The 26,398-nt window shown below is 37.7% G+C and carries 23 protein-coding genes; 12 read left to right on the forward strand and 11 right to left on the reverse strand.

Features of this window, described 5'->3' with window-relative positions:
- Window positions 1–70: 70 nt before the first annotated feature.
- From NOV28_RS08025 to scpA, 4 genes are all read left to right on the forward strand, one after another.
- Complete coding sequence (locus NOV28_RS08025; protein WP_255929532.1) at window positions 71–1,678, forward strand: fumarate hydratase; 1,608 nt, start codon at window positions 71–73, stop codon at window positions 1,676–1,678.
- Between the two features lie 96 nt (window positions 1,679–1,774).
- Window positions 1,775–2,059 (forward strand): hypothetical protein, encoded by a 285-nt coding sequence (locus NOV28_RS08030; RefSeq protein ID WP_255929534.1) that lies wholly within the window; start codon window positions 1,775–1,777, stop codon window positions 2,057–2,059.
- A 176-nt stretch (window positions 2,060–2,235) separates the two neighbouring features.
- Window positions 2,236–3,321: a peptide chain release factor 1 gene (gene prfA, locus NOV28_RS08035; RefSeq protein WP_255929535.1), complete on the forward strand. Its 1,086-nt coding sequence runs from the start codon at window positions 2,236–2,238 to the stop codon at window positions 3,319–3,321.
- Window positions 3,322–3,505: 184 nt separating this feature from the next.
- Entirely contained in the window at window positions 3,506–5,623 is a 2,118-nt protein-coding gene (gene scpA / locus NOV28_RS08040; protein ID WP_255929537.1) for a methylmalonyl-CoA mutase, read from the forward strand.
- Here the strand turns inward: scpA and NOV28_RS08045 are convergent.
- The 5 genes from NOV28_RS08045 to NOV28_RS08065 form a co-directional block, all read right to left on the reverse strand.
- Window positions 5,620–6,126, reverse strand: coding sequence for a hypothetical protein (locus NOV28_RS08045; protein WP_255929539.1), 507 nt, complete (start codon window positions 6,124–6,126; stop codon window positions 5,620–5,622). The two genes, scpA and NOV28_RS08045, sit on opposite strands and share 4 nt — an antisense overlap.
- 169 nt (window positions 6,127–6,295) lie before the next feature.
- Window positions 6,296–7,603, reverse strand: a complete 1,308-nt coding sequence (sufD, locus tag NOV28_RS08050) for a Fe-S cluster assembly protein SufD (protein ID WP_255929541.1) — start codon at window positions 7,601–7,603, stop codon at window positions 6,296–6,298.
- 47 nt (window positions 7,604–7,650) lie between these two features.
- Window positions 7,651–8,394, reverse strand: a complete 744-nt coding sequence (sufC, locus tag NOV28_RS08055; protein WP_031501242.1) for a Fe-S cluster assembly ATPase SufC — start codon at window positions 8,392–8,394, stop codon at window positions 7,651–7,653.
- A 57-nt stretch (window positions 8,395–8,451) separates the two neighbouring features.
- Window positions 8,452–9,900 carry a Fe-S cluster assembly protein SufB gene (gene sufB, locus NOV28_RS08060; RefSeq protein WP_255929544.1) on the reverse strand — a complete coding sequence of 483 codons (1,449 nt, stop codon included), beginning with the start codon at window positions 9,898–9,900 and terminating at the stop codon, window positions 8,452–8,454.
- Between the two features lie 5 nt (window positions 9,901–9,905).
- The gene (locus NOV28_RS08065; protein WP_255929546.1) at window positions 9,906–10,235 is read right to left on the reverse strand and encodes a HesB/IscA family protein; all 330 of its coding nucleotides are present in this window, start codon (window positions 10,233–10,235) and stop codon (window positions 9,906–9,908) included.
- A gap of 150 nt (window positions 10,236–10,385) precedes the next feature.
- Between NOV28_RS08065 and NOV28_RS08070 the strand changes: the two genes are divergently transcribed.
- Window positions 10,386–11,210: a GLPGLI family protein gene (locus tag NOV28_RS08070; protein ID WP_255929548.1), complete on the forward strand. Its 825-nt coding sequence runs from the start codon at window positions 10,386–10,388 to the stop codon at window positions 11,208–11,210.
- A gap of 36 nt (window positions 11,211–11,246) precedes the next feature.
- Here NOV28_RS08070 and NOV28_RS08075 read toward each other — a convergent pair whose 3' ends face one another.
- Window positions 11,247–12,011 carry a murein L,D-transpeptidase catalytic domain family protein gene (locus NOV28_RS08075; protein WP_255929550.1) on the reverse strand — a complete coding sequence of 255 codons (765 nt, stop codon included), beginning with the start codon at window positions 12,009–12,011 and terminating at the stop codon, window positions 11,247–11,249.
- 590 nt (window positions 12,012–12,601) lie between these two features.
- On the opposite strand from NOV28_RS08075, the gene NOV28_RS08080 reads away from it, so the two are divergent.
- Complete coding sequence (locus NOV28_RS08080; RefSeq protein ID WP_255929552.1) at window positions 12,602–15,271, forward strand: TonB-dependent receptor domain-containing protein; 2,670 nt, start codon at window positions 12,602–12,604, stop codon at window positions 15,269–15,271.
- Window positions 15,272–15,286: 15 nt separating this feature from the next.
- Window positions 15,287–15,709 (forward strand): hypothetical protein, encoded by a 423-nt coding sequence (locus tag NOV28_RS08085; protein WP_255929554.1) that lies wholly within the window; start codon window positions 15,287–15,289, stop codon window positions 15,707–15,709.
- A 52-nt stretch (window positions 15,710–15,761) separates the two neighbouring features.
- Here the strand turns inward: NOV28_RS08085 and msrB are convergent, their stop codons facing one another.
- The gene (msrB, locus tag NOV28_RS08090) at window positions 15,762–16,292 is read right to left on the reverse strand and encodes a peptide-methionine (R)-S-oxide reductase MsrB (protein ID WP_255929556.1); all 531 of its coding nucleotides are present in this window, start codon (window positions 16,290–16,292) and stop codon (window positions 15,762–15,764) included.
- 76 nt (window positions 16,293–16,368) lie between these two features.
- Between msrB and NOV28_RS08095 the strand changes: the two genes are divergently transcribed.
- A complete protein-coding gene (locus tag NOV28_RS08095) occupies window positions 16,369–17,613 on the forward strand; it encodes a DUF445 domain-containing protein (RefSeq protein ID WP_255929557.1) in 1,245 nt (414 codons plus the stop codon).
- Between the two features lie 4 nt (window positions 17,614–17,617).
- Here the strand turns inward: NOV28_RS08095 and NOV28_RS08100 are convergent, their stop codons facing one another.
- On the reverse strand, window positions 17,618–18,625 hold the full coding sequence (locus tag NOV28_RS08100) for a quinone-dependent dihydroorotate dehydrogenase (RefSeq protein WP_255929558.1): 1,008 nt from the start codon (window positions 18,623–18,625) through the stop codon (window positions 17,618–17,620).
- Between the two features lie 187 nt (window positions 18,626–18,812).
- Here NOV28_RS08100 and NOV28_RS08105 point away from each other — a divergent pair, with 187 nt between their 5' ends.
- The 3 genes from NOV28_RS08105 to NOV28_RS08115 all read left to right on the forward strand — a co-directional run bounded on the left by NOV28_RS08105 (window position 18,813) and on the right by NOV28_RS08115 (window position 22,849).
- Window positions 18,813–20,354: a glycine--tRNA ligase gene (locus NOV28_RS08105; protein WP_255929559.1), complete on the forward strand. Its 1,542-nt coding sequence runs from the start codon at window positions 18,813–18,815 to the stop codon at window positions 20,352–20,354.
- Window positions 20,355–20,433: 79 nt separating this feature from the next.
- A complete protein-coding gene (locus NOV28_RS08110) occupies window positions 20,434–21,573 on the forward strand; it encodes a serine hydrolase domain-containing protein (RefSeq protein ID WP_255929560.1) in 1,140 nt (379 codons plus the stop codon).
- Between the two features lie 55 nt (window positions 21,574–21,628).
- A complete protein-coding gene (locus NOV28_RS08115) occupies window positions 21,629–22,849 on the forward strand; it encodes an aminotransferase class V-fold PLP-dependent enzyme (RefSeq protein ID WP_255929561.1) in 1,221 nt (406 codons plus the stop codon).
- A 3-nt stretch (window positions 22,850–22,852) separates the two neighbouring features.
- Here the strand turns inward: NOV28_RS08115 and bcp are convergent, their stop codons facing one another.
- Entirely contained in the window at window positions 22,853–23,302 is a 450-nt protein-coding gene (gene bcp, locus NOV28_RS08120) for a thioredoxin-dependent thiol peroxidase (protein WP_255929562.1), read from the reverse strand.
- A 32-nt stretch (window positions 23,303–23,334) separates the two neighbouring features.
- Here bcp and nth point away from each other — a divergent pair, with 32 nt between their 5' ends.
- Window positions 23,335–23,955, forward strand: a complete 621-nt coding sequence (gene nth / locus NOV28_RS08125) for an endonuclease III (RefSeq protein WP_255929563.1) — start codon at window positions 23,335–23,337, stop codon at window positions 23,953–23,955.
- Window positions 23,956–23,963: 8 nt separating this feature from the next.
- On the opposite strand, the gene NOV28_RS08130 is transcribed toward nth, so the two are convergent.
- Window positions 23,964–24,317, reverse strand: a complete 354-nt coding sequence (locus tag NOV28_RS08130) for a response regulator (protein ID WP_255929564.1) — start codon at window positions 24,315–24,317, stop codon at window positions 23,964–23,966.
- A 241-nt stretch (window positions 24,318–24,558) separates the two neighbouring features.
- A complete protein-coding gene (locus NOV28_RS08135; protein ID WP_255929565.1) occupies window positions 24,559–26,352 on the reverse strand; it encodes a DUF885 domain-containing protein in 1,794 nt (597 codons plus the stop codon).
- Window positions 26,353–26,398: the final 46 nt, after the last annotated feature.

Raw genomic sequence — 26,398 nt, forward strand, 5'->3', positions numbered from 1 at the left:
AGTGTAGGAATCTTTTTATTATCCTCTTGAAATTAGTTAATTTTACACTCTTAAAAAAGTTTAATAAAAAATGGAATTTCAATACCAGGAACCTTTTCCTATTCTTAAAGACGATACCCAATACAAAAAACTCAGTTCAGAATATTTAAAAATAGAATACCTCGGCGGAAGAGAAATTCTTACCGTAGATCCAAGAGCATTGGAACTTCTCGCTGAACAAGCTTTGGCAGACGTTTCTTTCATGTTGAGATCTTCGCATTTACAGAAACTTCGCAACATCATCGACGATCCAGAAGCGACGGATAACGACCGATTTGTTGCCTATAATTTATTACAAAATGCCGCAGTAGCCGTTGAAGGCGCGTTACCAAGCTGTCAAGATACCGGAACTGCAATTTGTGTAGCCCAAAAAGGGGAAAATGTGTACACCGGAGCTTTAGACGGCGAATGGATTTCCCGAGGAATTTTCAACACTTACCAAAACAGAAATTTAAGATATTCGCAAGTCGTTCCTTTGACGATGTTTGATGAGAAAAATTCAGGCTCAAATCTTCCGGCTCAAATTGATATTTATGCCACAAAAGGCGAAGAATACAAATTCCTTTTCTTGGCAAAAGGTGGAGGTTCGGCCAACAAAACATTTCTTTACCAGAAAACAAAATCTTTATTGAACGATGCATCTTTAGAAGCATTTGTCCGCGAGAGAATCATGGATTTGGGAACAGCGGCTTGCCCACCGTATCACTTAGCGTTGGTGATTGGGGGAACTTCTGCAGAAGCCAATTTAGCAGCAGTGAAAAAAGCCAGTGCTGGATATTACGATCATCTTCCAACCGAAGGAAACATGGGCGGACAAGCGTTCCGTGATTTGGAATGGGAAAAAAGAGTTCAGCAAATTTGCCAAGAATCTTCGATCGGAGCTCAGTTTGGCGGAAAATATTTAACCCATGATGTTCGTGTAATTCGTTTGCCGCGACATGCTGCTTCTTGCCCAGTTGGAATGGGTGTCTCTTGTTCCGCAGATCGAAATATCAAAGGAAAAATTACTCGCGATGGAATTTTCCTAGAGCAATTAGAAACCAATCCGAAGCGATTTTTGCCAGAAACTCCACCTCATTTGGAAAAAGCAGTTTCTATTGACCTCAACAAACCGATGCCAGAAATTTTAGCAGAACTTTCTCAATATCCTATTAAAACTCGTTTAAGTCTTAATGGAACTTTAATCGTAGCCCGCGATATCGCTCATGCAAAGATCAAAGAGTTGATTGACAGCGGAAAACCTATGCCTGAATATTTCAAAAACCATCCAATTTATTATGCAGGTCCAGCAAAAACGCCTGATGGAATGCCTTCTGGAAGTTTTGGTCCTACTACCGCGGGAAGAATGGATGTGTATGTTGATGAATTCCAAAGTTTAGGCGGAAGCATGATTATGCTTGCCAAAGGAAATCGCAGCAAAGAAGTAACTGATGCTTGTGCAAAATATGGCGGTTTTTACCTTGGATCTATCGGTGGACCGGCGGCTATCTTAGCAAAAGAGAACATCAAATCAGTGGAAATTGTTGATTTTGAAGAGCTCGGAATGGAAGCAGTAAGAAAAATTGAGATCGAAAATTTCCCAGCATTCATTATTTCTGATGATAAAGGAAACGATTTCTTTTCATCGATTGCACATTAATTATATTTAAAAACAGCATTTCAACACAAAAATCAGTAGAAATCTTTTGCCTGAAAACAAAAAATATCCTACTTTTGCCTAAAATCTATTACAACAATGATGTTATCAGCATTTTATCCTTTCTACCAATTCCTTTGGACAGTATATTTCGTATGTATGTTCCTTGTTGGATTTTGGTGTATTTTCATGTTCTTCGGATATGTAATCCCTATTTGGTTAACTTCCGGTTTAATGGAATATTTCGGTAAAACCAAACCTTTCGATCCTGAAGACATCAGAAGAAAAACCCTTACGGAGCAAGAAGGCGTAGAATTGGCTTACAGCAATCCGAAAGGACACGGCCCATTTTTGCACAGCCACGACAGCCACGGTCATCACTAGTTGATGTCATTGCTTTCCCACATTAATCCCGGGAAAAGCAATCACAAAGCAAAACAATATATACCGAATCAGTTTCTATTTTTAGGAACTGATTTTTTGTTGACCAATTTGCGCTTTTGATCCGCTTCTTTTCTTTTGCGCTTTTTTCCTATCTTTGCACCCACAAATTTCTACAAATGTCAAAGTCTCTTATCCCAAAACTCGAAGCCATAAAACAACGCTACAACGAAGTTGCAGACCTTATCATTCAGCCCGATGTTATTTCAGATCAAAAAAAATATTCTTCATTAAATAAAGAATACAGCGATCTGGGAAAAATCGTTGCGGTTTTCGATCAATATAAACAAGCTTTGAATACCATTGAAGAATCCGATGAAATCATCGCAGATGGTTCTGATAAAGAATTTGTGGAAATGGCAAAAATTGAGAAAAACGAAGCCATCGAGAAAATTCCCGGTTTAGAAGACGAATTGAAAGTTCTTTTGATCCCGAAAGATCCGGCCGACGACAAAAACGTAATCGTAGAACTTCGCGCAGGAACTGGTGGAGACGAAGCTGCGATTTTTGTTGAAGATGTGTACCGCTGCTATTCCATGTATTTTAAAACAAAAGGTTGGAAACACGAAATCACCGATGCCAACGAAGCCTCCAAAGGCTACAAAGAATTGATCATGAAGGTAGAAGGAGAAGGCGTTTACGGAATTATGAAATTCGAATCTGGCGTTCACCGTGTGCAGCGTGTTCCTGAAACCGAATCTCAAGGAAGGGTTCACACTTCCGCGATCACCGTTGCAGTTTTACCGGAAGCGGAAGAAGTAGATTTCGAACTGAATCCTGCCGATATTGAAATGCAAACTTCGCGTTCCGGAGGTGCAGGTGGACAAAACGTAAACAAGGTAGAAACCAAAGTTCAACTCACGCACAAACCTTCTGGTTTGGTGGTGGTTTGCCAGCAAGCGCGTTCTCAGTTGGCTAACCGCGAGTTGGCGATGGAAATGCTTAGAACAAAATTATACGATATTGAGCTTCAAAAAGTTCAGGGAGATATTGCCGCACAAAGAAAAACCATGGTTTCAACCGGTGACCGATCGGCGAAAATCAAAACCTATAATTATCCGCAAGGAAGGGTGACCGATCACCGCGTGAACAAATCAATTTATAATTTGGATGCCTACATGAACGGCGATATCCAGGAAATGATCGACGCTGTAATCATGGCGGAAAATGCCGAAAAAATGAAAGGCGAAGAAGATAATTATTAATCCTAAACTTAAAAAAATACAAAACTCTCATCAAAAAATGGGAGTTTTTTTTATTTCAAAAAAATATTTTGAATTGTAAATAGCTTTTTGATAGATGCAAAAAAGAAACTTCTTTTCAAAAGAATTTCCCATCCTGAAATTTTCGTGAAAATGCGTAACTTTACTTTTTACAAAGCCAATAATAATGCGCCAAAAAATACAAACCCAAAACCCAGATTTTTCAGTTGATTCCAAAGATCAACTTCCTTATTTTTTCGAAAAAGATGGTTTGGAAATGAAATCTTCTTACACCGAAGCCGACTCAAAATCTTTAACCGAAAAGAAATATTCGGCGGGAATTGCTCCGTATTTGCGCGGACCATACTCTACGATGTATGTGCAAAAACCGTGGACGATTCGACAATATGCTGGATTTTCTACTGCGGAAGAATCCAATGCTTTTTACAGAAGAAATCTTGCGGCAGGGCAAAAAGGTTTGTCGGTTGCATTCGATTTGGCGACGCACAGAGGTTATGATTCCGACCATCCAAGAGTGGTAGGTGACGTCGGAAAAGCCGGTGTAGCCATCGATTCCGTGGAAGACATGAAGATTTTATTTAATGAAATTCCATTGGATGAAATTTCCGTTTCGATGACAATGAATGGCGCTGTGTTGCCGGTTTTGGCGTTTTATATAGTTGCTGCAGAAGAACAAGGCGTTTCTCAGGATCAACTTTCCGGAACCATTCAGAATGATATTTTGAAAGAGTTTATGGTGAGAAATACCTACATTTATCCGCCTACTCCATCGATGAAAATCATCGCTGATATTTTTGAATATACTTCTAAAAACATCCCGAAATTTAATTCCATTTCAATTTCCGGTTATCACATGCAAGAAGCCGGTGCAACGCCGGTTTTGGAAATGGCTTATACTTTGGCCGACGGTTTAGAATACGTAAGAACAGGAATTAAAGCAGGCATGAAAATCGACGATTTCGCACCGAGATTATCGTTTTTCTGGGCAATCGGGATGAATCATTTCATGGAAATTGCCAAAATGCGCGCGGCTCGTTTTATTTGGGCGAATTTATTAACTCAATTCAATCCTAAAAACCAAAAATCTTTAGCTTTAAGAACCCATTCCCAAACTTCAGGTTGGAGTTTAACCGAGCAAGAACCTTTCAATAATATCACCAGAACCGCGATTGAAGCGCTTTCTGCAGCTTTGGGCGGAACTCAATCTTTACACACCAACGCGCTCGACGAAGCGATTGCTTTACCGACAGATTATTCCGCGAAAATTGCCAGAAATACGCAAATTATTCTGCAACAAGAAAGCGGAATTTGCGATGTGGTAGATCCGATGGGTGGTAGCCATTTGGTGGAAAGTTTGACTCAGCAAATGATTGATGAAGCGATGAAATACATCGATGAAGTGGAAAAAGAAGGCGGAATGACCAAAGCCATCGAAGCCGGAATTCCAAAAATGAGAATCGAGGAAGCCGCCGCGAAAAAGCAAGCAAAAATTGACAGTGGCGAGGAATTTATCATCGGGGTTAATTCTTTTAAATCCAATTTAAAACAAATGGAATTGGAGATTTTAGATATTGATAATTCCGAAGTTCGCAGAAAACAAATCGAAAGACTCAATCAAATAAAATCGGAAAGAAATACCGAAAAAGTGGCTGAAATTATTGAAAAAATAAAAGAATCTGCGAAAACCGGAGTCGGAAACCTGTTGGAAATCTGCATCGAAGCTGCTCGAAGAAGAGTAACTTTGGGCGAAATGAGCGATGCGATGGAAGAAAGTTTCGGGCGCTACAAAGCCAATATCAGAACCATACAAGGAGTTTATGCGATGAATGCAGGTAAAAACGAATACTTCGAAAAAGCAGTTGCTTTGACACAAAAATTTGAAGATCAGGAAGGTCGCCGACCAAGAATTATGGTGGCAAAAATGGGCCAAGACGGCCATGATCGTGGTGCAAAAGTAGTAGCAACCGCCTTTGCCGATATGGGATTTGATGTGGACGTTGCTCCTCTTTTCCAAACTCCGGCGGAAGTTGCGAAACAGGCGGTGGAAAACGACATTCACATTTTGGGCGTTTCTTCGCTTGCGGCCGGTCACAAAACTTTGGTTCCTCAAGTGGTGGAAGAATTGAAAAAACTCGGTGCAGACGACATTACCATCGTTGTTGGTGGTGTAATTCCGCAGCAGGATTACGATTTCCTTTTCCAAAACGGAGCCGATCATATTTTCGGACCCGGAACCAATTTACCGAAATCAGCGTGTGAAATTTTGGAGAAAATGTTGGGTTAAAGTGAATTAATTAAATTCTCCACTTCCAATTTTTGTTCGGCGTATTTGGTTTGTAATTCGGAACCTTCGCTCATTCTTTTGTAGTATTCAAGGGCTTTTCCTCCGAAGAATTTCTTGTGAAAATCCGAAACTTCGGGAACTTGCGGGAAAACTTTGTGAAAAAGCATTTCGTAATACGCTTGAAATTCTCTTTCATTTTTATCTTCCACGATATTTTCGGGAGCTTTTTGGCGAACGTGCAACATTTCGTGAGCCAACATATTCACGACTAAATTGAGATCAAAATCGAAAAGGTTTTTGGGAATCATCACCATTTGTCGACCTCCGATTTCCCCTTCTGCGGTGAGAAGCATTCTGTCGGGTTCCAATTCCGGTCGAAAACCAAATCCTGCGAAATTCTCATGTTCCAGACCAAAAGTACTGATGATAAATTCTGCTGCGTCGATGATTTGATCGTGGTTTTTATAGGCTTCGAGGTGATCGTTGATGTTCTCTAAATTCATTGTTCGAGGTTTTGTTTTGATGACGAATGTGCGGCCGCGAAAGTAGCGGTTACCCCACAAGGAGGCGGCGGAACGAAGTGGAGCCGCCGATTGAGGAGTAGTAGCGGATAGCGCGAATTGTCCGCCCAAAAGTAATAAAAAAAACGTGCCTAAGCACGTTTTCTGTTTTCTAAAATTCTAATTCTACTTCGAGTTTTTCGGCGAGTAATTTAGAAATTTTCACTTTTAGCGGTTCGATATCGATGTTTTCCATCGCATCGTTTGCGAAAGCGTAGAGCAATAACGCTTGCGCTTCTTTCTTGGAAATTCCGCGGGCACGAAGGTAGAAAAGTGCATCTTCATTGAGTTGACCAACAGTACAGCCGTGCGAACATTTCACATCATCGGCGAAAATTTCGAGTTGGGGTTTGGTGTCGATTGATGCGCCTTCGCTAAGCAAAACGTTGTTATTTTGTTGATAAGCATTGGTTTTTTGCGCAATTTTATCTACGAAAACTTTCCCGTTGAAAACGCCGTGTGATTTGTCTTTGTAAATTCCTTTGTAGTTCTGGTAACTCTCGCAATTCGGAGTTTTATGGTGAACTGCGGTGTGATGATCGACGGTTTGTTCGCCTCCGATAATCGTGATTCCGTTCATAAACGAGTTGATATTTTCGCCATTATGAATGAAACTTAGGTTGTTTCTCACGAGTTTTCCGCCGAAAGTAAAGGTGTTTACGGAGGTTAAACTATCGCGTTCTTGTTTGGCGAAAGTGTGATCCACGAGGTAAGAAGTATCGCTGTCATTTTGTACTTTATGCCAATCTGCTTTTGCGTTTTGGTAAGTGAAAATTTCGGTTACAGAATTCGTAAATACAAAATTTTCGTCAAAATTATGATGACTTTCGATGATTTCCACTTTGGAACCAGCTTCTGCGATGAGCAAATTTCGGGTGTTGTAAAAAGTGTTTTCTTCCTGATTTTGAGAGATATAAAAAACATGAATCGGTTTTTCAATCACCATGTTTTTCGGAACTTTCAAGAAAAAACCTTGTTTGCAATACGCTTCATTTAAATTGGTGAAAGCCAAATCTTTTGCTGCAATCGTGTTGAAATAATTATCGAAAACCTCTTTGTGTTTTTCGTCATTCAAAGCAAAATTGAAGGAAAGAAATTCTACATTTTCAATAGAAATTTTGGAATATTCTTTGTGCAATTGCCCATTAATAAAGACAATCCAGTCGAAGTTTTCTTCACCTAAATGAAGCTGATCGATCTGCTCTTTGGTAATGGTGTGCGCTTCTTTTGGGAAAAGGTTATAGTTTTTCTCCGAAATTTCGCGCAAATTAGTGTATTTGTATTCCTCGTCTTTTTTGGTTGGAATTCCTAGTTCGAAGAATTTATTCAGCGCTGATTTGCGCTGATCATCGAGGAAACGGTGTTTCAGGGTTTCTAAAAAAGCCGTGTGGTTATTTTGTATATTTTCTAATAAAGCCATTTTGTACTTGTTTTAAACGCAAAGGCGTTGAAAAAAATCGAAATAATTTAGTTTAAAAGCCAGTCGTAGCCTTTTTCTTCGAGTTCGAGTGCTAAGTTTTTGTCACCGGTCTTAATGATTTTTCCGTCTGCCAAAACATGCACAAAATCGGGCTGAATATAATCTAAAAGTCTTTGGTAGTGTGTGATAAGCAAAACTGCGTTGCCTTCATTTCTGAAAGAATTTACTCCATCCGCAACAATTCTGAGTGCGTCGATATCCAAACCAGAATCGGTTTCATCAAGAATTGCCAATTTCGGGTTGAGCATCATCATTTGGAAGATTTCGTTTCTTTTTTTCTCACCTCCGGAGAAACCTTCGTTCAAAGATCTTGAAAGGAAATCTCTTTTAATACCCAATTTTTCGGAGTTTTCACGGATTAAAGCCAACATTTCTTTTGCAGGCATTTCTTCCAAACCGTTTGCTTTTCTGGTTTCATTTAACGCCGCTTTGATGAAGTTGGTTACCGAAACTCCTGGAATTTCTACCGGATATTGGAAAGAAAGGAAAATTCCTTTGTGAGCGCGTTCTTCAGGCGCATCTTCACTAATGTTTTCACCTTCGAAAAGGATTTCTCCTTCGGTTACTTCGTAATCTTCTTTTCCGGCAATTACCGAGGAAAGTGTAGATTTTCCGGCTCCGTTGGGTCCCATAATCGCGTGAACTTCGCCCGGATTGATTTGTAAATTGATTCCTTTTAAAATTTCTACACCGTCTTCAATTTTCGCGTGTAAATTATTGATATTTAGCATAATGTTTTTTTTCTTGAATGTTGTTTAATGAAAATAATGACTTTGATTAAACTGTTTTTATCCAACTGATCCTTCGAGGGAAATTTCCAGCAATTTCTGAGCTTCAATGGCAAATTCCATCGGTAATTTATTCAGAACTTCTTTTCCGAAACCATTCACAATCAATGCTATGGCTTTTTCGGTACTGATTCCTCTTTGGTTGCAATAGAAAATTTGATCTTCCCCGATTTTGGAAGTTGTAGCTTCATGTTCCAATTGCGCGGTAGGATCTTTGATTTCGATGTAAGGGAAAGTGTGTGCTCCACATTCATTTCCCATCAATAGCGAATCACATTGTGAGAAATTTCTTGCTCCTTTCGCAGAAGGCATTACTTTCACCAATCCTCGGTAAGAATTATTCGATTTTCCAGCAGAAATTCCTTTAGAAATAATGGTAGATTTGGTGTTTTTACCAATATGAATCATTTTAGTTCCTGTATCGGCGTACTGATGATTATTGGTCACTGCGATTGAATAAAACTCTCCAATCGAATTGTCGCCTTTCAAAATGCATGAAGGATATTTCCAAGTAACTGCGGAACCAGTTTCCACTTGAGTCCAAGAGATTTTTGCATTTTTCTCACAAATTCCTCTTTTTGTTACAAAATTGAAAACGCCACCTTTTCCTTCTTCATTTCCCGGATACCAGTTTTGAACGGTTGAATATTTAATTTCCGCATCATCCAAAGCAATCAATTCCACAACAGCAGCGTGCAATTGGTTTTCGTCTCTTGACGGCGCGGTACAACCTTCCAAATAAGATACATAACTGCCTTCGTCGGCGATCAAAAGTGTTCTTTCAAATTGTCCGCTTCCGGATTGGTTGATTCGGAAATAGGTTGAAAGCTCCATCGGACATTTCACTCCTTTTGGGATGTAGCAAAAACTACCATCGGAAAATACCGCAGAATTGAGTGCTGCATAGAAATTATCGCCTCTTGGAACCACTTTTCCGATGTATTTTTTCACTAAATCTGGATGATTTTGGATGGCTTCGGAAATTGCACAGAAGATAATTCCTTTCTCCATCAAAGTATCTTGGAAAGTAGTTTTCACCGAAACGGAATCCATCACGATATCTACAGCAACACCGGAAAGTCTTTTCTGCTCTTCGATGTTGATTCCTAACTTTTCAAAAGTTTTCAAAAGCTCCGGATCCACTTCATCTAAACTCGCCAATTCCGGTTTTTTCTTAGGCGCTGCGTAATATTTAATTGCCTGAAAATCAGGTTTTTCATATTTTACATTTGCCCAATTTGGCTCGTTCATTTTCTGCCAGATTCGGAAAGCTTCGAGTCTCCACTCGGTCATCCATTCAGGTTCATTTTTCTTGGCTGAAATCATTTTCACGATTTCTTCGTTCAGACCGGTAGGAAAATCTTCATACTCGATATCTGTTTCGAAACCGAATTCGTATTTTTGGTTTTCAAGATCGACTCTTAAATCGTCTTCAGTATATTTTGACATAATTTTTATAAACTAAAAGATTCCCCACAACCACAAGTTCTACTCGCGTTGGGATTGTTAAAAACAAAGCCTTTTCCGTTCAATCCACCGGAATATTCCAAAGTGGTTCCGGCTAAATAAAGAATCGATTTTTTATCTATAATTATTTTAATTCCGTTGTCTTCGAAAATTTGATCGGCATCTGATCTCTCGTTATCGAATTTCAAAACGTACTCTAAACCTGAGCATCCACCGCTTTTCACGCCGACTCTTATGAAATCTTCAAAAGGCTTAAAACCATCTTCAGTCATCAACTGGATGGCTTTTTCTTTCGCATGATCGCTTACTTTTATCATTGTTTTTATTTAGACTGATTTTAGATTGCAAAATTACTAATAATATAATGAAAATCAAATTTGTGACGGTATATTTGTCTATGCATTAAATAGACGAAATTGTTTAACTTTTTCGGCTTTAATGCATCAAAAAATCATTAAAAATTACATATGAAAAAAATCACCATCATTGCGCTCGCTTTTATTTCCCAAATTGCTTTTGCGCAAACCACCCGCTTCATTTATCAATTAACAATGAAACAGGATTCTACGGATCAAAATAACATCAAAACAGAAATGGCCTATTTGGACGCCACGCCGGAAAAATCGGTATTTTATGGTGAGAAACGACTTCAGCGCGATTCCCTTATTGCCAAAATGAGAGAAACGCGAGGTGGCTCTTTTGATAGATCTCAAATGCAAAACCTGCGTTCTGATATTGATTTTACGATAGAAAAAGATTTCAAAACCGGTACGAAAACCTACAGTTCCAGAATTGGACGCGACCAATATTCCTACGATGAAGATCGCCCGATGGATTGGAAAATTCTTTCTGAAACCGCAAAAATAGGAGATTACAAAACCCAAAAAGCTGAAACGCAATTTGCAGGAAGAACTTGGTACGCTTGGTTTGCAACCGATATTCCTATTCAAGATGGACCGTATAAATTCGCAGGTTTGCCAGGCCTCATTGTAAAAATTGAAGATGCTAAAGGGGATTATTCCTTCGACCTGAAAGAAACGAAAAAAATTTCTTCACCAACCGTGTTCGAGCAACGAGGCAACATCATCAAGGTTAAAAGAACCGTTTTCAATCAGCAGTTAGAGAAATTCCAAAAAGACCCCACTTCTTTCTCACCTCCATCGCCACCAATGTCGATGAGCGGAAATTCCGGCGGAATGCGTGTGCAAACAAATCCTACACAACGAAAAGAATTCGAACAACGGATGAAAGATGAACTAAAAACCAAAAACAATCCTATCGAATTGAAATAATAAAAAAGCCGGTTAGCAATTTCTAACCGGCTTTTTTTAACTAATTTCTTCAGCTTTTAACCATTTTGATTCGGATAAATATTGCTGATCAGGATAATAAATAAACAAACAATTTTCGCCTTTTATCGTATTGATAATCGGTTCTGCTAAAGCTCTTGGAACCGCCGGACAACCCCAACTTCTTCCGATTCTCTTTTGAGATTTTATGAAATCTTCACTCACATAATCTGCTCCGTGCATTACAATTGCCCGTTGCAAAGCAGCGTCATTGTAACCCTGATCCATTCCCAAAAGCTTCAGCGAATAACCGTTACTACCGTTATAAGTGGTTTCAGTTACATAAAAACCAATGCTGCTTTGGTACGAACTTTCTTTATTTGAGAAAGTAGTTGCGAATTCCTCGCCCGTATTTTTGCCGTGAGCAACTAATGAATTAAAAAGAACTTTTTTATTTTCAAGATCAATGACCCATAATCTCTTTTGTGTGGAAGATAATGAGAAATCGCAAATGGTGATCAGATGGGAGTTTTTCGGTAATTTACCAGCTTTTTTTAGTTGATTAAATCCTAAAAAAGCTTTGGAAAAAACTTCAGGGTTAAGACGATTAATCCCCTCAAAACTTAGAGAAGAAAAAACATCTTCTGCAGTTGATTTTACAGTAACCGTATTTGTTTTGAGTATTGTATTTGTAGATAAGGAGCTGAAATTACTAGTAGTTTTCGAATCTAAGGAAGTATCTTTTTTGTAGAATGAAGTTGCCACAATGAAAATGAAAAGTAATGCTAAAAAAAATCTATTCATGAATTATATTATGTTAAGTTGAAATAGGTTGGCAAAACTACAAATAATTAATTATCAACTCATTGAACAAAATATTTTTAACTATTTTTTAAGAAACTTTAACTCAAATATCTAGTTTTATTTTAAATTATTTATCTTTGCAAAAGCATGGCGAAATCGTTTAAAATATTTTTAATGATATTGGGATTGGCAGTTTTTATACTTCCAAATCAAATGACTTTTGCCCAATCTGTTGAAAAATGCTGCAAATTGAATTCTGTAAAGGAAAATTGCTGCAAAAACGAAGAAAAAAAACCTTGTCACCAAGAAACTCCTTCGAAAAAATCTGAACAGAAAAATTGCGGAAACGATTGTGCAAGTTGTCATACTTGCTCCGTAAGCATCGTATTTCACTCCATTTCTCCGGAGGTTTTCGCGAATTCTTCAAAAAAATTATTCCATAAAAAAATGAATTTCAAATACGAAATTTCATTTTTTTCATCCAGTTTTCATAACATTTGGCAACCGCCCAAAATAGCTTAATTTATTGATTGACAGCCAACAGTACGTTCTTTTGGCTCAACTTTTATTAAATTAAATTATTTAAAGAAATGAAAACTTTTCTAAAAAGCCTCGTGGCTTTTTCACTCCTATTCTCCAATATTTTATTGGCACAAACCATTACCAAAGCAACTTTCAAGGTGAAAGGCAATTGTGGAATGTGCAAAGAACGCATCGAAACTACCGCTATAAAAACTGGAGCTAACTCTGCTCTCTGGTCCGCGGAAACCCAACAACTCACAGTGGAATACGACGTTGCCAAAACGAATCCAGACGAATTGCTAAAAAAAATAGCGGAAGTTGGTCACGACAATGAGAAATTCACTGCGTCGAACGAAGTTTATAACGCTTTGCCCAGTTGTTGTCATTATGAAAGAGAACCATCTTTCTTGAAATCTGCTGAAAATACAACCAAAACAAAAGCTGAAAATCAGTTTTTTGTAAGAGGAAATTGCAGTTCTTGCAAAGCCAGAATTGAAAAAGCTGCAAAAACCGCCGGTGCAAACTCCGCAGATTGGAATGCTGAAACACAAATTGTAACCTTAGATTTTGATCCCGCGAAAATCTCTGCAGATGCAATTTTAAAAATGATTGCCAATGTGGGCCATGACAATGAAAAATACAAAGCTTCTGATAATGTCTACAAAAATCTTCCCGATTGCTGTCTTTACGATAGAAGTCTTCCTTTTGGCGAAAAAAGCGACCTAGTTCATCATGATGAATCGGCGGCCCCAAAAAAAGATTTTACCCAACACGCAGATCATGTCGATAAAAATATTGATGAAATAAAACTCATCAAACTCGGTGAAGCGACCACTTTGAACAAAAAAGAAACCGGGCTGACCTTCAACATCAGCTCCAAAGAATTGTTGAAAGCAGCTTGTTGTAATCTCTCTGAAAGTTTCGAAACCAACGCAACTGTTGATGTAGCATTCAGCAATGCAGTAACCGGAACTAAACAACTGAAAATGTTAGGCTTAGATCAAAAATATACTTCTTTAACCAAAGAACTTCTTCCCTCAATTCGCGGTTTGGCATCACCTTACGGAATGAATTTGATTCCAGGTCGTTGGATCGGCGGGATTCAACTGACAAAAGGCGGAAGCACCGTAACCAACGGATACGAAAGCATCACGGGTCAAATTAATACTGAACTTTTAAAATTCAATGAAAAACCCGAAACTGCTTTGAATTTTTTTGGTGATTTAAATGGAAGGTTTGAAACCAATATCACTTCCACCAGCGCAATTTCTGAACATTGGAACCAATCGATTTTGCTTCACGGAAACGCAACTTTAGCCAAAATGGACACCAATGATGACGGATTTCTCGATCAACCGACCGGAAACCAAATAAATGCATCTTATTTATTGAATTATAATGATTTAGAACACTCCGGATTGGGTACACATTTTGGAATTAGTTTTGTAAAAGATGAACGATTTGGCGGACAAAAAGATTTCGATAAAAACATTTCACAAGCTCAACAAAGCCTTTACGGAGTTGGAATTGATATTTCTAAATTCGATATTTGGAATAAAACCGGCTACGTTTTTAAGGGAAAACCTTATCAAAGTATCGGCTGGATGAACCAGTTTACTTATCATCAACAAGACAGTTTTTTTGGAAACAGAAATTATTTGGGTAAAGAAAAAACCTTTTATTCTAATTTGATTTTTGAAAGCATCATCGGAAATACCAACCATAAATACAAAGCCGGAGCGAGTTTTTTGTATGATGATTTTGATGAAGATTATTTAACCCAAAACTACAAAAGAACCGAAACTGTTCCCGGATTGTTCTTTGAATATACTTTGACTGGCTTGAAATATACTTTAGTTGCAGGCGCAAGAACTGATTTTCATAATTTAGCCGGAACGCAGTTTACTCCACGACTCAACTTTAAATATGATGTGACTCCGAAAACTATTTTGAGACTTTCTGCAGGAAAAGGGTTCAGAACTGCTAATATTTTTGCGGAAAATCAACAATATTTTGCATCAAACCGACAGATTGAAATTATTGGAAATGGCGGAAAAATATATGATTTAAAACCTGAAATCGCATGGAATTATGGAGCAAGTCTTCAGCAGGAATTCAAAATTTTCAACAGAAAAGCGACTTTGGTAGCTGATTTCTTCCGAACCGATTTCCAAGATCAGGTTTTGGCAGATTTGGATATTTCACCAAATAAAATTGTTTTTTATAACCTTGACGGAAAATCTTTTGCCAATAGTTTTCAAACGCAGCTCGATTTTGTTCCTGCAAAAAATTTGGAATTGCGACTTGCTTACAAATATTATGACGTTCAGGCAGATTTCGCAGGCGGAAAAAGAGCAATTCCGTTTATGGCGAAAAACAGAGGCTTTCTCAATGTTGCTTATTCCACCGACAAAAACTCAAAAGGAGGTTTCTGGAATTTTGACACCACGTTACAACTTGTTGGAAAACAAAAACTTCCCAATCTAAATTCCAATCCAACTGAATTTAGACTTCCGGAATATTCCGATTCTTTCGCAACCTTGAATGCTCAGATTTCCAGAAACTTTAATAAAAATATTCGCGTATATTTGGGAGGAGAAAACCTGACAAGTTACACCCAAAACCAGCCAATCATCGATGCTAAAAACCCATTTGGAAATTATTTTGACGGCGGAATGGTGTACGCGCCAATTATGCCTGCAAATTTTTATATGGGGGTAGATTTCTCATTTAATTAAATAAAAACATTAGATATGAAAAAAATTCCGTTAATCATTTTCGCAGCTGCAGCGCTCACGGTTTCCTGCACAAAAAAAGCCAGCGAAAATAGCGCATCAACCACCCAAAAAGCTAATACTGAAACTCCTTCTCAGGAAAGCAACGCTGTCGCAAGTAATGATAAGCCTGCGCTGAACCCGGCACATGGGCAACCTTATCACCGTTGCGATATTGCGGTGGGAGCGCCAATTGACAGTCCGGCTCCGGTACAAAATGCGGCTCCGCAAGCAATTCCGCAAAGTGCACCAAATGCAGGATTTAACACCAATCCTATTTCACCATCAGCGGCTCCATCAGTTTCTTCGAGAGCAGCGATCGGTCCGAAACCGGCATTGAATCCACCTCATGGTGAACCTCATCACCGATGCGATTTGCAGGTTGGAGCACCTTTAACTTAATAAAGTTTTTTACTTAAAATATAAATTGCGGAATTTTAGTTCCGCAATTTTTTTATTTCTTTTCTGAATCTCCTACAAATTCCAGCGAAACTGAATTCATGCAATATCGCATCCCAGTCGGCGCCGGACCATCATTGAAAACATGTCCGAGATGAGAATCGCAACGTTTGCAAACTACCTCAATTCTTTCCATTCCGTGGGAAGAATCTCTGTTGTAAGCCACGCCTTCTTTATCGGCTTCAAAAAAACTCGGCCATCCACAAGTGGAAGAAAACTTGGAATCTGACCGGAAAAGATGGTTGCCACAAACCGCGCAATAGTATTCTCCAAGTTCATCAAACTGGTTGTATTTTCCTGTAAAAGGTCTTTCAGTATTAGCTTCTCTGGCGATGGCATAAAGATCCGGCGAAAGAATTTTTTTCCATTCTTCGTTACTAACGCTCAATTTGGAACGGTCTGTTCTTGAGTAATATGGGTTATTTTTTGTAGTGGAATTTTCCATAGCTTGTACTTTTTCGGGTTTATTAACCTGAGAACACATTTGCAGGGAAATGCTTATCAGAATTATTAGGATTGTTTTCATCTTTTAAAAACAGATTTTTAAGATAAATCGTATTTAGAATGAATTTTGCACTTCAAAAGTAGTAAATTTGAACCTAATGAACGACGCAGAAAAAAAAATACAGCTCAGAAAATACAAATTATTTGCAACCGGACTTTTCGTTTTAATGGTTGTGATCTTCGTTGTGACAACCATTTTAGAGAAAAGACATCCTGCACATTGGATTGGCTACATCCGAGCTTTTTCCGAAGCGGCGATGGTCGGTGCTTTGGCAGATTGGTTTGCAGTGACGGCACTTTTCAATTATCCTTTAGGCTTGAAAATTCCGCACACAAATCTTATTGAAAACAGCAAAGACCGAATCGGTGATAATCTTGGGAATTTCGTGGTTTCTAATTTTCTTTCGCCTTCTAATATTCGTCCATACATTCAAAAACTGAAAATCTCTCATTTTGTGGGCGAGTGGCTTTCCAAAGAACGAAACCAACAGAATTTGGTGAAAGAAATGTCGAATATTGTTTTGGATATTTTAAATAAATTGGATAATTCTGCGGTGGTGAAATTTATCGGAAATAAGGCTAAAGAAATGTCGGATGATTTGGAAATCAACCAAATTTTAGGCAGTGGAATTGAATATGTTCTCGATAAAAACGATCATCAAAGGATGATTACCAGCCTTTCAAAACAAATCAAAGATTACGTTCTTCAGCATCAGGAAATCGTAAAAAACCGTGTAAAAAAGGAAAGTTTCTTCCTGATTCCGAAATTTGTGGACGATACGATTGCCGAAAAAATCACCACCGGACTTTCCTCGTTTTTTGAGGAAGTGGAAAAAGATCAGCATCATTCTCTGCGAAACGAAATTACCCAAAAATTGTACGCATTTTCCCATGAAATTCAAACTGAAGAAAAATGGGCAGAGGAATTTCGCGGCATTAAAAATGACTTTTTAAAAGAGGAAAAAATCAACCAATATTCGAAAGACATTTGGGAATCCATCAAAAAATCTTTGTCGAAAGAACTGGAAGATGAAGATTCGGCGCTGAAAAAATATTTGCAAAAAAACCTGACAGAACTTGCCGAAAATTTAAAATCCGACGAAAAACTTCAGTATAAAATTGACCATTGGGTTCGGGTAACCGCTTACAAATATATCCTTCGAAACACCCATCAATTTGGAGATTTAATCAGTTCAACCGTGGGAAATTGGCAAGGAAAAGAGCTCAGCAAAAAACTGGAACTCGAAGTGGGAAAAGATTTGCAGTTCATCCGCGTGAACGGAACTTTGGTAGGCGGTTTGGTCGGATTAATAATCTATACGATTTCAAATTTTTTCATTTGATTTTTTAATTTTTTTCCAAAAGCTTCTTATTAATATCACGAATCAATTCAGGGCCTTCGTAGATAAATCCGGTGTAAAGTTGTATTAAACTTGCGCCGGCTTCCAGTTTTTCGAGTGCTTCTTCTGCAGAATGAATTCCGCCCACACCGATGATTGGGAAAGCCTTTCCGCTTTTTTCAGAGAGAAATCGGATGACTTCCGTAGACCTTTTCGTCAAAGGCTTTCCTGAAAGCCCGCCGGTTTCAGTTCTATTTTCTGAAATAAGATTTTCTCTAGAAAGCGTTGTGTTGGTAGCAATTACACCTGCAATTTTGGTTTCTTTTACAATATCAATAATATCTAAAAGCTGATCGTTGTTCAAATCCGGAGCAATTTTCAGTAAAATAGGTTTTGGTTTTTCTTTTTGGGCATTGAGTTGCTGCAAAGTTCCGAGCAATTTTGTTAAAGGCTCTTTATCCTGAAGCTCCCGAAGATTCGGCGTGTTGGGCGAACTCACATTGACCACGAAATAATCGACAACAGGAAATAATTTTTGAAAACAAATGATATAATCGTTAACTGCTTCTTCGTTGGGCGTGATTTTATTTTTTCCAATATTTCCGCCAATCAATACTTTTTTATTTGTTTTTAATCTTTCCACTGCGGCATCTACTCCACCGTTATTAAAACCCATTCGGTTGATGATTGCCGAATCTTCTTTTAATCTGAACAATCTTTTTTTCGGGTTTCCGTCTTGCGGTTTAGGAGTTAAAGTTCCGATTTCTACAAAGCCAAAACCGAGATCCGAAAGTTCACTAAACATTTTCGCATCTTTATCAAAACCAGCAGCCAAACCAACGGGATTTTTAAATTTTAACCCGAAGACTTCACGTTCTAAACGCGGATCTTCAATAGGTTTTGGCATAAATATTTTAGCAAGAAAAGGGAAATTTTTTAATAATGAAAAAGTAAAATAATGAACTTCTTCAGGATCGAATTTGAAAAGAATCGGGCGGATAAAGGATTTGTACATGGAAGAAAAGTTTAGCAAATTTAATGATTTACAACTAAACTTTCTAATGAAATCTGCCGGTAACTAGCCCTGATCGCAGCGGCATCCTTTTGCGACACGAAGTGGAGCAAAAGATATAGCGGAGAGCAGGTTCCCGGCTCCTTAAAATTAGAATAAAATTCCCTATTTTTGCACAAATTCAACTAAAATGGCTAAACAAGAAGATATTTTCAAAAAACTGATTTCTCATGCGAAAGAATATGGTTTTATTTTTCCTTCAAGTGAGATCTACGACGGACTTTCAGCGATTTATGATTACGGACAAAACGGTGCGGAACTGAAAAACAACATCAAACAATATTGGTGGAAAGCGATGGTTCAGCTGAATGAAAATATTGTAGGAATTGATTCTGCGATTTTCATGCATCCAACAATTTGGAAAGCTTCAGGCCATGTCGATGCTTTTAATGATCCTTTGATCGATAATAAAGATTCTAAAAAACGTTTCAGAGCCGATGTTTTATTGGAAGATTACTGCGCAAAACTCGAAGAAAAAGCTCAGAAAGAAATCGATAAAGCGGCAAAAAGATTTGGTGATGCTTTCGATAAAAACGAATTTGAAACCACCAATCCAAGAGTTTTAGAATATCGCGAAAAACAGAAAACCATTCTTTCGAGAATGGCAAAATCTCTGGAAAACAATGATTTAGCAGACGTAAAAGCATTAATCGAAGAACTCGAAATTGCTGATCCAGATACCGGTTCGAAAAACTGGACCGACGTGCGTCAATTCAATTTGATGTTCGGAACAAAACTAGGTGCAGCTTCCGAAAATGCAACCGATCTTTATCTTCGTCCGGAAACTGCTCAAGGAATTTTCGTCAACTTTTTGAATGTTCAGAAAACTTCTCGTCACAAATTACCTTTCGGGATTGCACAAATCGGAAAAGCCTTTAGAAATGAGATTGTTGCGAGACAATTTATCTTCAGAATGCGCGAATTCGAACAGATGGAAATGCAATTTTTCGTTCCACCTGGAACAGAACTTAGTTTTTATGAAGAATGGAAACAAAAACGTCTGAACTGGCATTTGGCCTTAGGTTTAGGTGCTGAAAATTATAAATTCCACGACCACGAAAAACTGGCTCATTACGCCAACGCAGCTGCAGATATTGAGTTTAAATTCCCATTCGGTTTCAAAGAATTGGAAGGAATTCACTCCAGAACGGATTTTGATTTGAGTGCACACGAGAAATTCTCAGGAAGAAAATTACAATATTTCGATCCGGAAAGAAACGAAAATTACGTTCCGTATGTGGTGGAAACTTCGGTTGGATTGGATCGTCTTTTCCTTGCGATTTTCTCCAATTCATTGAAAGATGAAGTATTGGAAGACGGCTCCGAAAGAACGGTTCTTACGCTTCCGCCAGCTTTAGCACCAGTAAAAGCTGCAATTCTTCCTTTGATGAAAAAAGACGGACTTGGCGAATATGGTGAAAAAATCTTCAACGATTTGAAATACGATTTCAACGTGATTTATGAAGACAAAGACAGCATCGGAAAACGTTATCGTCGTCAAGATGCGATTGGTACGCCTTTCTGTATCACGGTTGACCACGATTCTTTAACAGACAACACCGTAACTTTGCGTGACCGCGACACAATGAAACAAGAACGTGTTCCGGTAGCCGATTTGCGAAGAATTATCGATGAGAAAACAAATTTCAGAAATCTGCTTTCTAAGATTTAATTTCTAAAAAATACTTTCTAAAAAGTTTCGGAGAAATCCGGAGCTTTTTTTTATATTTAATCATTACAAAATGAATCAAATGATCAAGAAAATCCTTCAACCTATTCTTATCGCTATCGCATTGATTATTGCTTTAACGTACGCTTTTGGATACGATTATTTATTCAAAGGAATTCGGGAAACTTATTTTCGTGGAGTTACCGGTTCGACAATCGATGATGGGGAATATTTCAACAATCATCCTATTGCAATAGGAAAACCTATTCCATGGGAAATGGATTCTCTATACAACAAACAAGCTTTGCCTAAAAGTTTAGTTCAAGACTTAAAAACTACCAATTCTGCTTCTTTTTTGATCATTAAAAACGGAAAATTGTTGCACGAAGAATATTGGAACGGCTATACTAAAAACGCTGAAACCAATTCTTTTTCGATGGCAAAAGCGGTCACCGTATTGCTTTTGGGAAAAGCAATTGAAGAAAAAAAGATTACAAACCTCAACCAACGTTATTCCGATTTTTTTGAAAATTATAAAAATGTAGAGTTTGGAAATAAGCTCACCATCGGAGATTTAGCAAGAATGGAAGCCGGCCTAAACTGGAATGAAAACTATAAAAATCCTTTTCTGCAAAATGCAAAAGCGTATTATGGGAAATCTCTGGAAGAAGCGGTTTTACTTCGTGGTTTTAAAGAAAATCCGGGAACAAAATTCGAATATCAAAGTGGTGCAACACAACTTCTTGGTTTTGCTTTAAGAAAATCCATGAACAAAACCGTCGCCGAATACACCTCAGAAAAACTCTGGAAACCTCTTGGAATGGAACAAAACGCAAATTGGAGCACCGATGATTTCGGGATGGAAAAAACATTTTGCTGCATCCATTCCAATGCTCGCGATTTTGCAAAACTCGGACAATTATTTCTGAATGAAGGAAAAGTTGGAAATCAACAAATCATCAGTTCGCAGTTTTTAAATGAAATGAAAACTCCGACCAAACTTTCCAAGGAAGCTTACGGAATGGGACTTTGGATCAATAATGATGCTGCCGTAAAACATTACTATTTTTGGGGATTACATGGACAATACATCATCATCGTTCCTGAAAAAAATATCGTTATCGTAAGAACCGGAATGTACGAAGACCAACCCGTTGACGAAAAAGGGAGACCAAAACAAGTTGTATTTTTAGTGAATGAAGTTGCAAAAATGATGAAGTGATTTAGGAATCGTCAAAAATAAAATCCTTAAATTTGAACCATTCTAAATAAAACAAATGCTCGATTTACAACATATTCGCAACCAGTTTCCTATTCTCAATCAGCAAGTTAACGGAAAACCTTTGGTTTATTTCGACAATGCTGCAACTTCGCAGAAACCGTTATCGGTAATGAATTCTTGGGAAAAATATTACAGCGAGATCAATGCGAATGTTCACCGTGGAATCCACACCTTGAGTCAGTTAGCGACTGAAGAAATGGAACTTTCTAGGAGAAAAATCCAGAAATTCATCAATGCAAAAAACGATTTTGAAGTCATTTTCACCAAAGGAACTACGGAAGGAATCAACCTTATCGCCTATTCTTTGACGAATTTGATTAAAGAAAACGACGAAATCATCATTTCTTATTTAGAACATCACTCGAATATCGTTCCTTGGCAAATGCTTTGCGAAAGAACTGGCGCAAAACTGAAGGTAATTCCAATCGATGAAAACGGAATTTTACAACTCGATTTTTTAGATAAAAATTTAAGCGAAAAAACCAAAATAGTCTCTGTTAATCAGGTTTCCAACGCATTAGGAATTGTAAATCCAATTGATGAAATCATTGCAAAAACCCGTGCGAATTCCAATGCGATGATCGTAATTGATGGAGCACAATCTGCACCACATTTCAAAATCGATGTTCAGAAAATAGACTGCGACTTTTTCGTTTTTTCAGGCCACAAAATGTACGCACCAATGGCAACCGGAATTTTGTACGGAAAAGAAGAAATTCTGAGAAAAATTCAGCCTTTCCACGGCGGTGGTGAGATGATAGCAACTTGTACTTTCGAAAAAACAACTTATGCCGATTTGCCTTTCAAATTTGAAGCCGGAACTCCGAATGTAGGCGGAAATATCGCTTTGGGAGCCGCGGTTGATTTCATCGAAAACATTAGTCATGAGCATTTACAAAATCACGAAAATGCTTTGTTGGATTACGCGCAAAAACAATTGCTTCAAATTGAAGGTTTAAAAATCTACGGTGAAAATGCCCACCGAACCGGCGTTGTTTCTTTCAATCTAGAAGGAATTGGCATTTCTTCGGATGTTGGAATGATTCTGGACAAGTTGGGAATCGCTGTGAGAACCGGCCATCATTGTACGCAACCGATTATGAATTTCTTCAATATCGCAGGAACTGTTCGAGCTAGTTTTGCGGTCTACAACACGTTTGAAGAGATTGACATTCTTTTTGAAGGAGTAAAAAAAGCGCAAAAAATGTTGGGTTAAATCTTAGTTTTCCAAGATTTGTTTTGCCGCTTCTTTTGTTTTTACTTTTTCAATGACGCGAACGCATATTCCGTTTTCATCGAAAATAAAAGTGGTACGAACAATTCCCATGAATTCTCTACCCATGAATTTTTTGAGCTGCCAAACTCCGAATTTTTCGATAACCTCTTTTGTTTCATCTGCCAAAAGTGGATATTGAAATCCAAATTTTTCATGGAATTTTTTCTGAGTTTTCACCGGATCAGCCGAAACTCCTAATAATTGAAAGCCTTCTTTTTTAAGTTTCGAAAAATGATCATTTAAATTACAAGCTTCAGCGGTGCAACCCGGCGTATTTGCCTTTGGATAAAAGAAAACGATGAGTTTTTTTCCTAAAAATTGCTGTGAATTTACAGATTCTCCATCTTGATTTACACTTACAAATTCAGGTAATTGATCACCTACTTTCAACATAATGTTTAATTTTGCTCAAATTTAAAGCTAAAATGACAAAAAAACAAAGAGCCGAAACCGTAATGCGAGAATTGGAGAAACTATATCCGGAAGTTCCAATTCCTCTAGATCACAGCGATCCATACACGCTCTTGGTTGCAGTGGCTCTTTCCGCGCAAACTACCGATAAAAAGGTGAACCAAATTACTCCGAAATTGTTCGAAGTTGCCGGAAATCCTTTTAAAATGAAGGAACTAGAGGTTGACGAGATTAAATATTTAATTAAAGAAATCGGACTTGCAAATACAAAGGCCAAAAACCTAAAAAGAATGGCCGAACTCTTAGTAGAAAGACACAACGGCGAGGTTCCGCAAACATTCGAAGAGTTGGAAGCGCTTCCTGGAGTTGGGCACAAAACAGCTTCCGTGGTGATGATTCAGGCTTTTGGAGAACCTGCTTTTCCGGTCGATACGCACATTCACCGATTGATGGTTCAATGGCAATTAACCTCAGGAAAAAACGTTGTAGAAACGGAAAAAGATGCAAAAAAACTCTTCCCGAAAGAAAGTTGGAACAAGCTTCATCTTCAAATTATTTTCTACGGCAGAGAATATTCGCCAGCGAGAGGCAATAAAGAAAAAGATTTCTTGACGAGAATGCTTTTTGAAAAGTAAATTCTGTTTTATTTCAAAAGCACTTCAACCTTATTCACCAACTCGTCAATCTCAAAAGGTTTAGTGAGAAAGTCATCTACCTCAATAGATTTGCTGATTTTAGCAGCATCGGGATGAGCCGACATCATCATTATTTTGATATGTTGAGTTTTAGGATTTTCTTTAATTTTTTTAGTTAAAGTTTGTCCATCAAAACCCGACATCAATAAATCGGTGATGATAAGTTTTGGATGATTTTTCTCGATAATTTTTTTAAAATCCATAGGATTAGTACAAGACACCGCATCGAAACCTTCAGCAATTAAAATGCTTTCGAGCAATGTACAAATCTCCTTGTTATCATCCACCACCAAAATTTCCATATTCTTATTCGCGTTTTTTTTGTTGAATATCAAAATAATTTCTGATATTGAAAAAGCAAAATTAATTATTTTTTTTAATGTCATTTATTAAATAATGAGATTTTTTAAGCAAATTTGATATTCATAAATTATAATTTTTATATAAAATCCAAAACACAATCAATTAAATTAATTTCTGACAAACAAACGAAAAATCCACTGAGGATTTCAGCGGATTTAGTTTAATTATTTACGTAATTAATTATTGTTTTTTTGCCCAGTTTTCCATTTTTCGATCTAAAACAGCAAGTGGAAGACAACCTTGATTTAAAATTTCATCATGAAATTTGGCTAAACTGAATTTTGCGCCTAATTCTTTCTGATATTTATCTCGAAGTTCACGAATACGAAGCGCTCCAATTTTATAACCTAAAGCTTGTCCCGGCAATGCCATATAACGCTCAATTTCTGCAGTGGCAGAAGCTTCATCATAAGAAATATTGCTCAAAAAATACTTTATGGCTTCTTCCCGATTCATCGTTCCGGTGTGTAAACCGGTATCAACCACCAAACGTACTGCACGCAACATTTGATCGCTCAGATAACCCATTTTTTGATAAGGATCGGTGTACAAACCAAATTCAGGACCTAAAGTTTCACAATAATGCGCCCATCCTTCGCCGTAAGCTCCGAACCAGCCAAACCTCATAAATTTTGGTAAAGAAGTGTTCTCTTGCTGAAGCGAAACTTGATAATGATGACCAGGAATTGCCTCATGAAGGAAGAGAGATTCCATCCCAGAAGTCACGTTAAACTTCGAAGGATCAGGAAGCGGAATGTAGAAAATCCCTGGTTTTTTTCCATCGGGAGTTCCAGGAAAATATTCAGCACTCGCTGTTGCTTCACGGAATTTTTCAGTTTGTCGAATCTCGAATTTTGTTTTTGGAGTAACGCCGAACATGTTTTTCAATTTCGGAGTTATTTTTGCCAAAATTCCGTTGAAAGCACCAATTACCTCTTTATCAGTTTTATAAGGCATCGCTTTTGGATCCGCTTTTACAAAAGTGATAAATTCTTCCAATGTTCCGGTGAAACCAACTTGTTGCTTTACTTTTTCCATTTCTGCGCGAAGCATAGCCACTTGTTCCAATCCAATTTTATTGATTTCTTCAGGAGTTTTGCTCGTGGTGGTTTGGCTTTTCACATAAAAAGCATAAATTTCGTTTCCTTTCGGTAAGGCGTTAATTCCATCAGTAGTTCTGGCTTTCGGCAAATATTCTTTGGCTAAAAAATTTCCCATTTTAATATAAGCAGGAATGATTTTCTGAAGAACCAGGTTTTTATATTCCGCTGTGAATTTTTCTTTTTGAGCTTCAGAAAAGCTTTTCGGGAAGTTTTTCACAGGACCATAAAAAATATTTTTCTCAAAATCTGGGCTTATAATTTCTTCAGCAGACATTTGAGGAATCATTTTCACCACCAATTTCTTTGGCAAAACATAATTATTTTTCATCCCTTCACGGAAGTTTTCAATTGCCGCATCCATCCATTTGGGGAATTTTTCTGCTCTGCTCAACCAATCTTGATAATCTTTTTCAGTTTTAAAAGGTTGAAAACCACTACCACTTCCCAAAAGCGGAAACTGCAACGGAAGCCCGTCGAACTGGGTAAACGGAATGTATTCCGGATGATAAGCATAGTTCTCGATTTTATCTTTTAAGGTATAATCGAGTACGTCGTAAACGGTTTTGCCTTCATCGTTCAGGTTTTTATAATCCACTTTATTCAGTTGTTCTTGTACAGAATTGAAAAAAGAAATTTCGCCTGAAATAAAATCTTTATCAATGGTAATCGGCAATTGATCATTGTATCGGTAATCACCTTGTGAAGTAGCTTCCAGCGGATGAAGTTTCAGATATTGCTCGTAATAATTCGCGGCAATAGAATCCAAATCTGCCGGTGTAACTTTGGTAAGAGGCGAATCATTTTTTTTGCAGGAAACCAGAGAAACAATGATTCCCACTCCGCAAAGTGCTTTATAAAAGATATTCTTCATTATTGATGATTTATTTTGGAAACGCTAAATTAATAGTTTTAATATT

The organism is Kaistella montana, from assembly GCF_024436175.1.
Lineage (GTDB): Bacteria > Bacteroidota > Bacteroidia > Flavobacteriales > Weeksellaceae > Kaistella > Kaistella montana.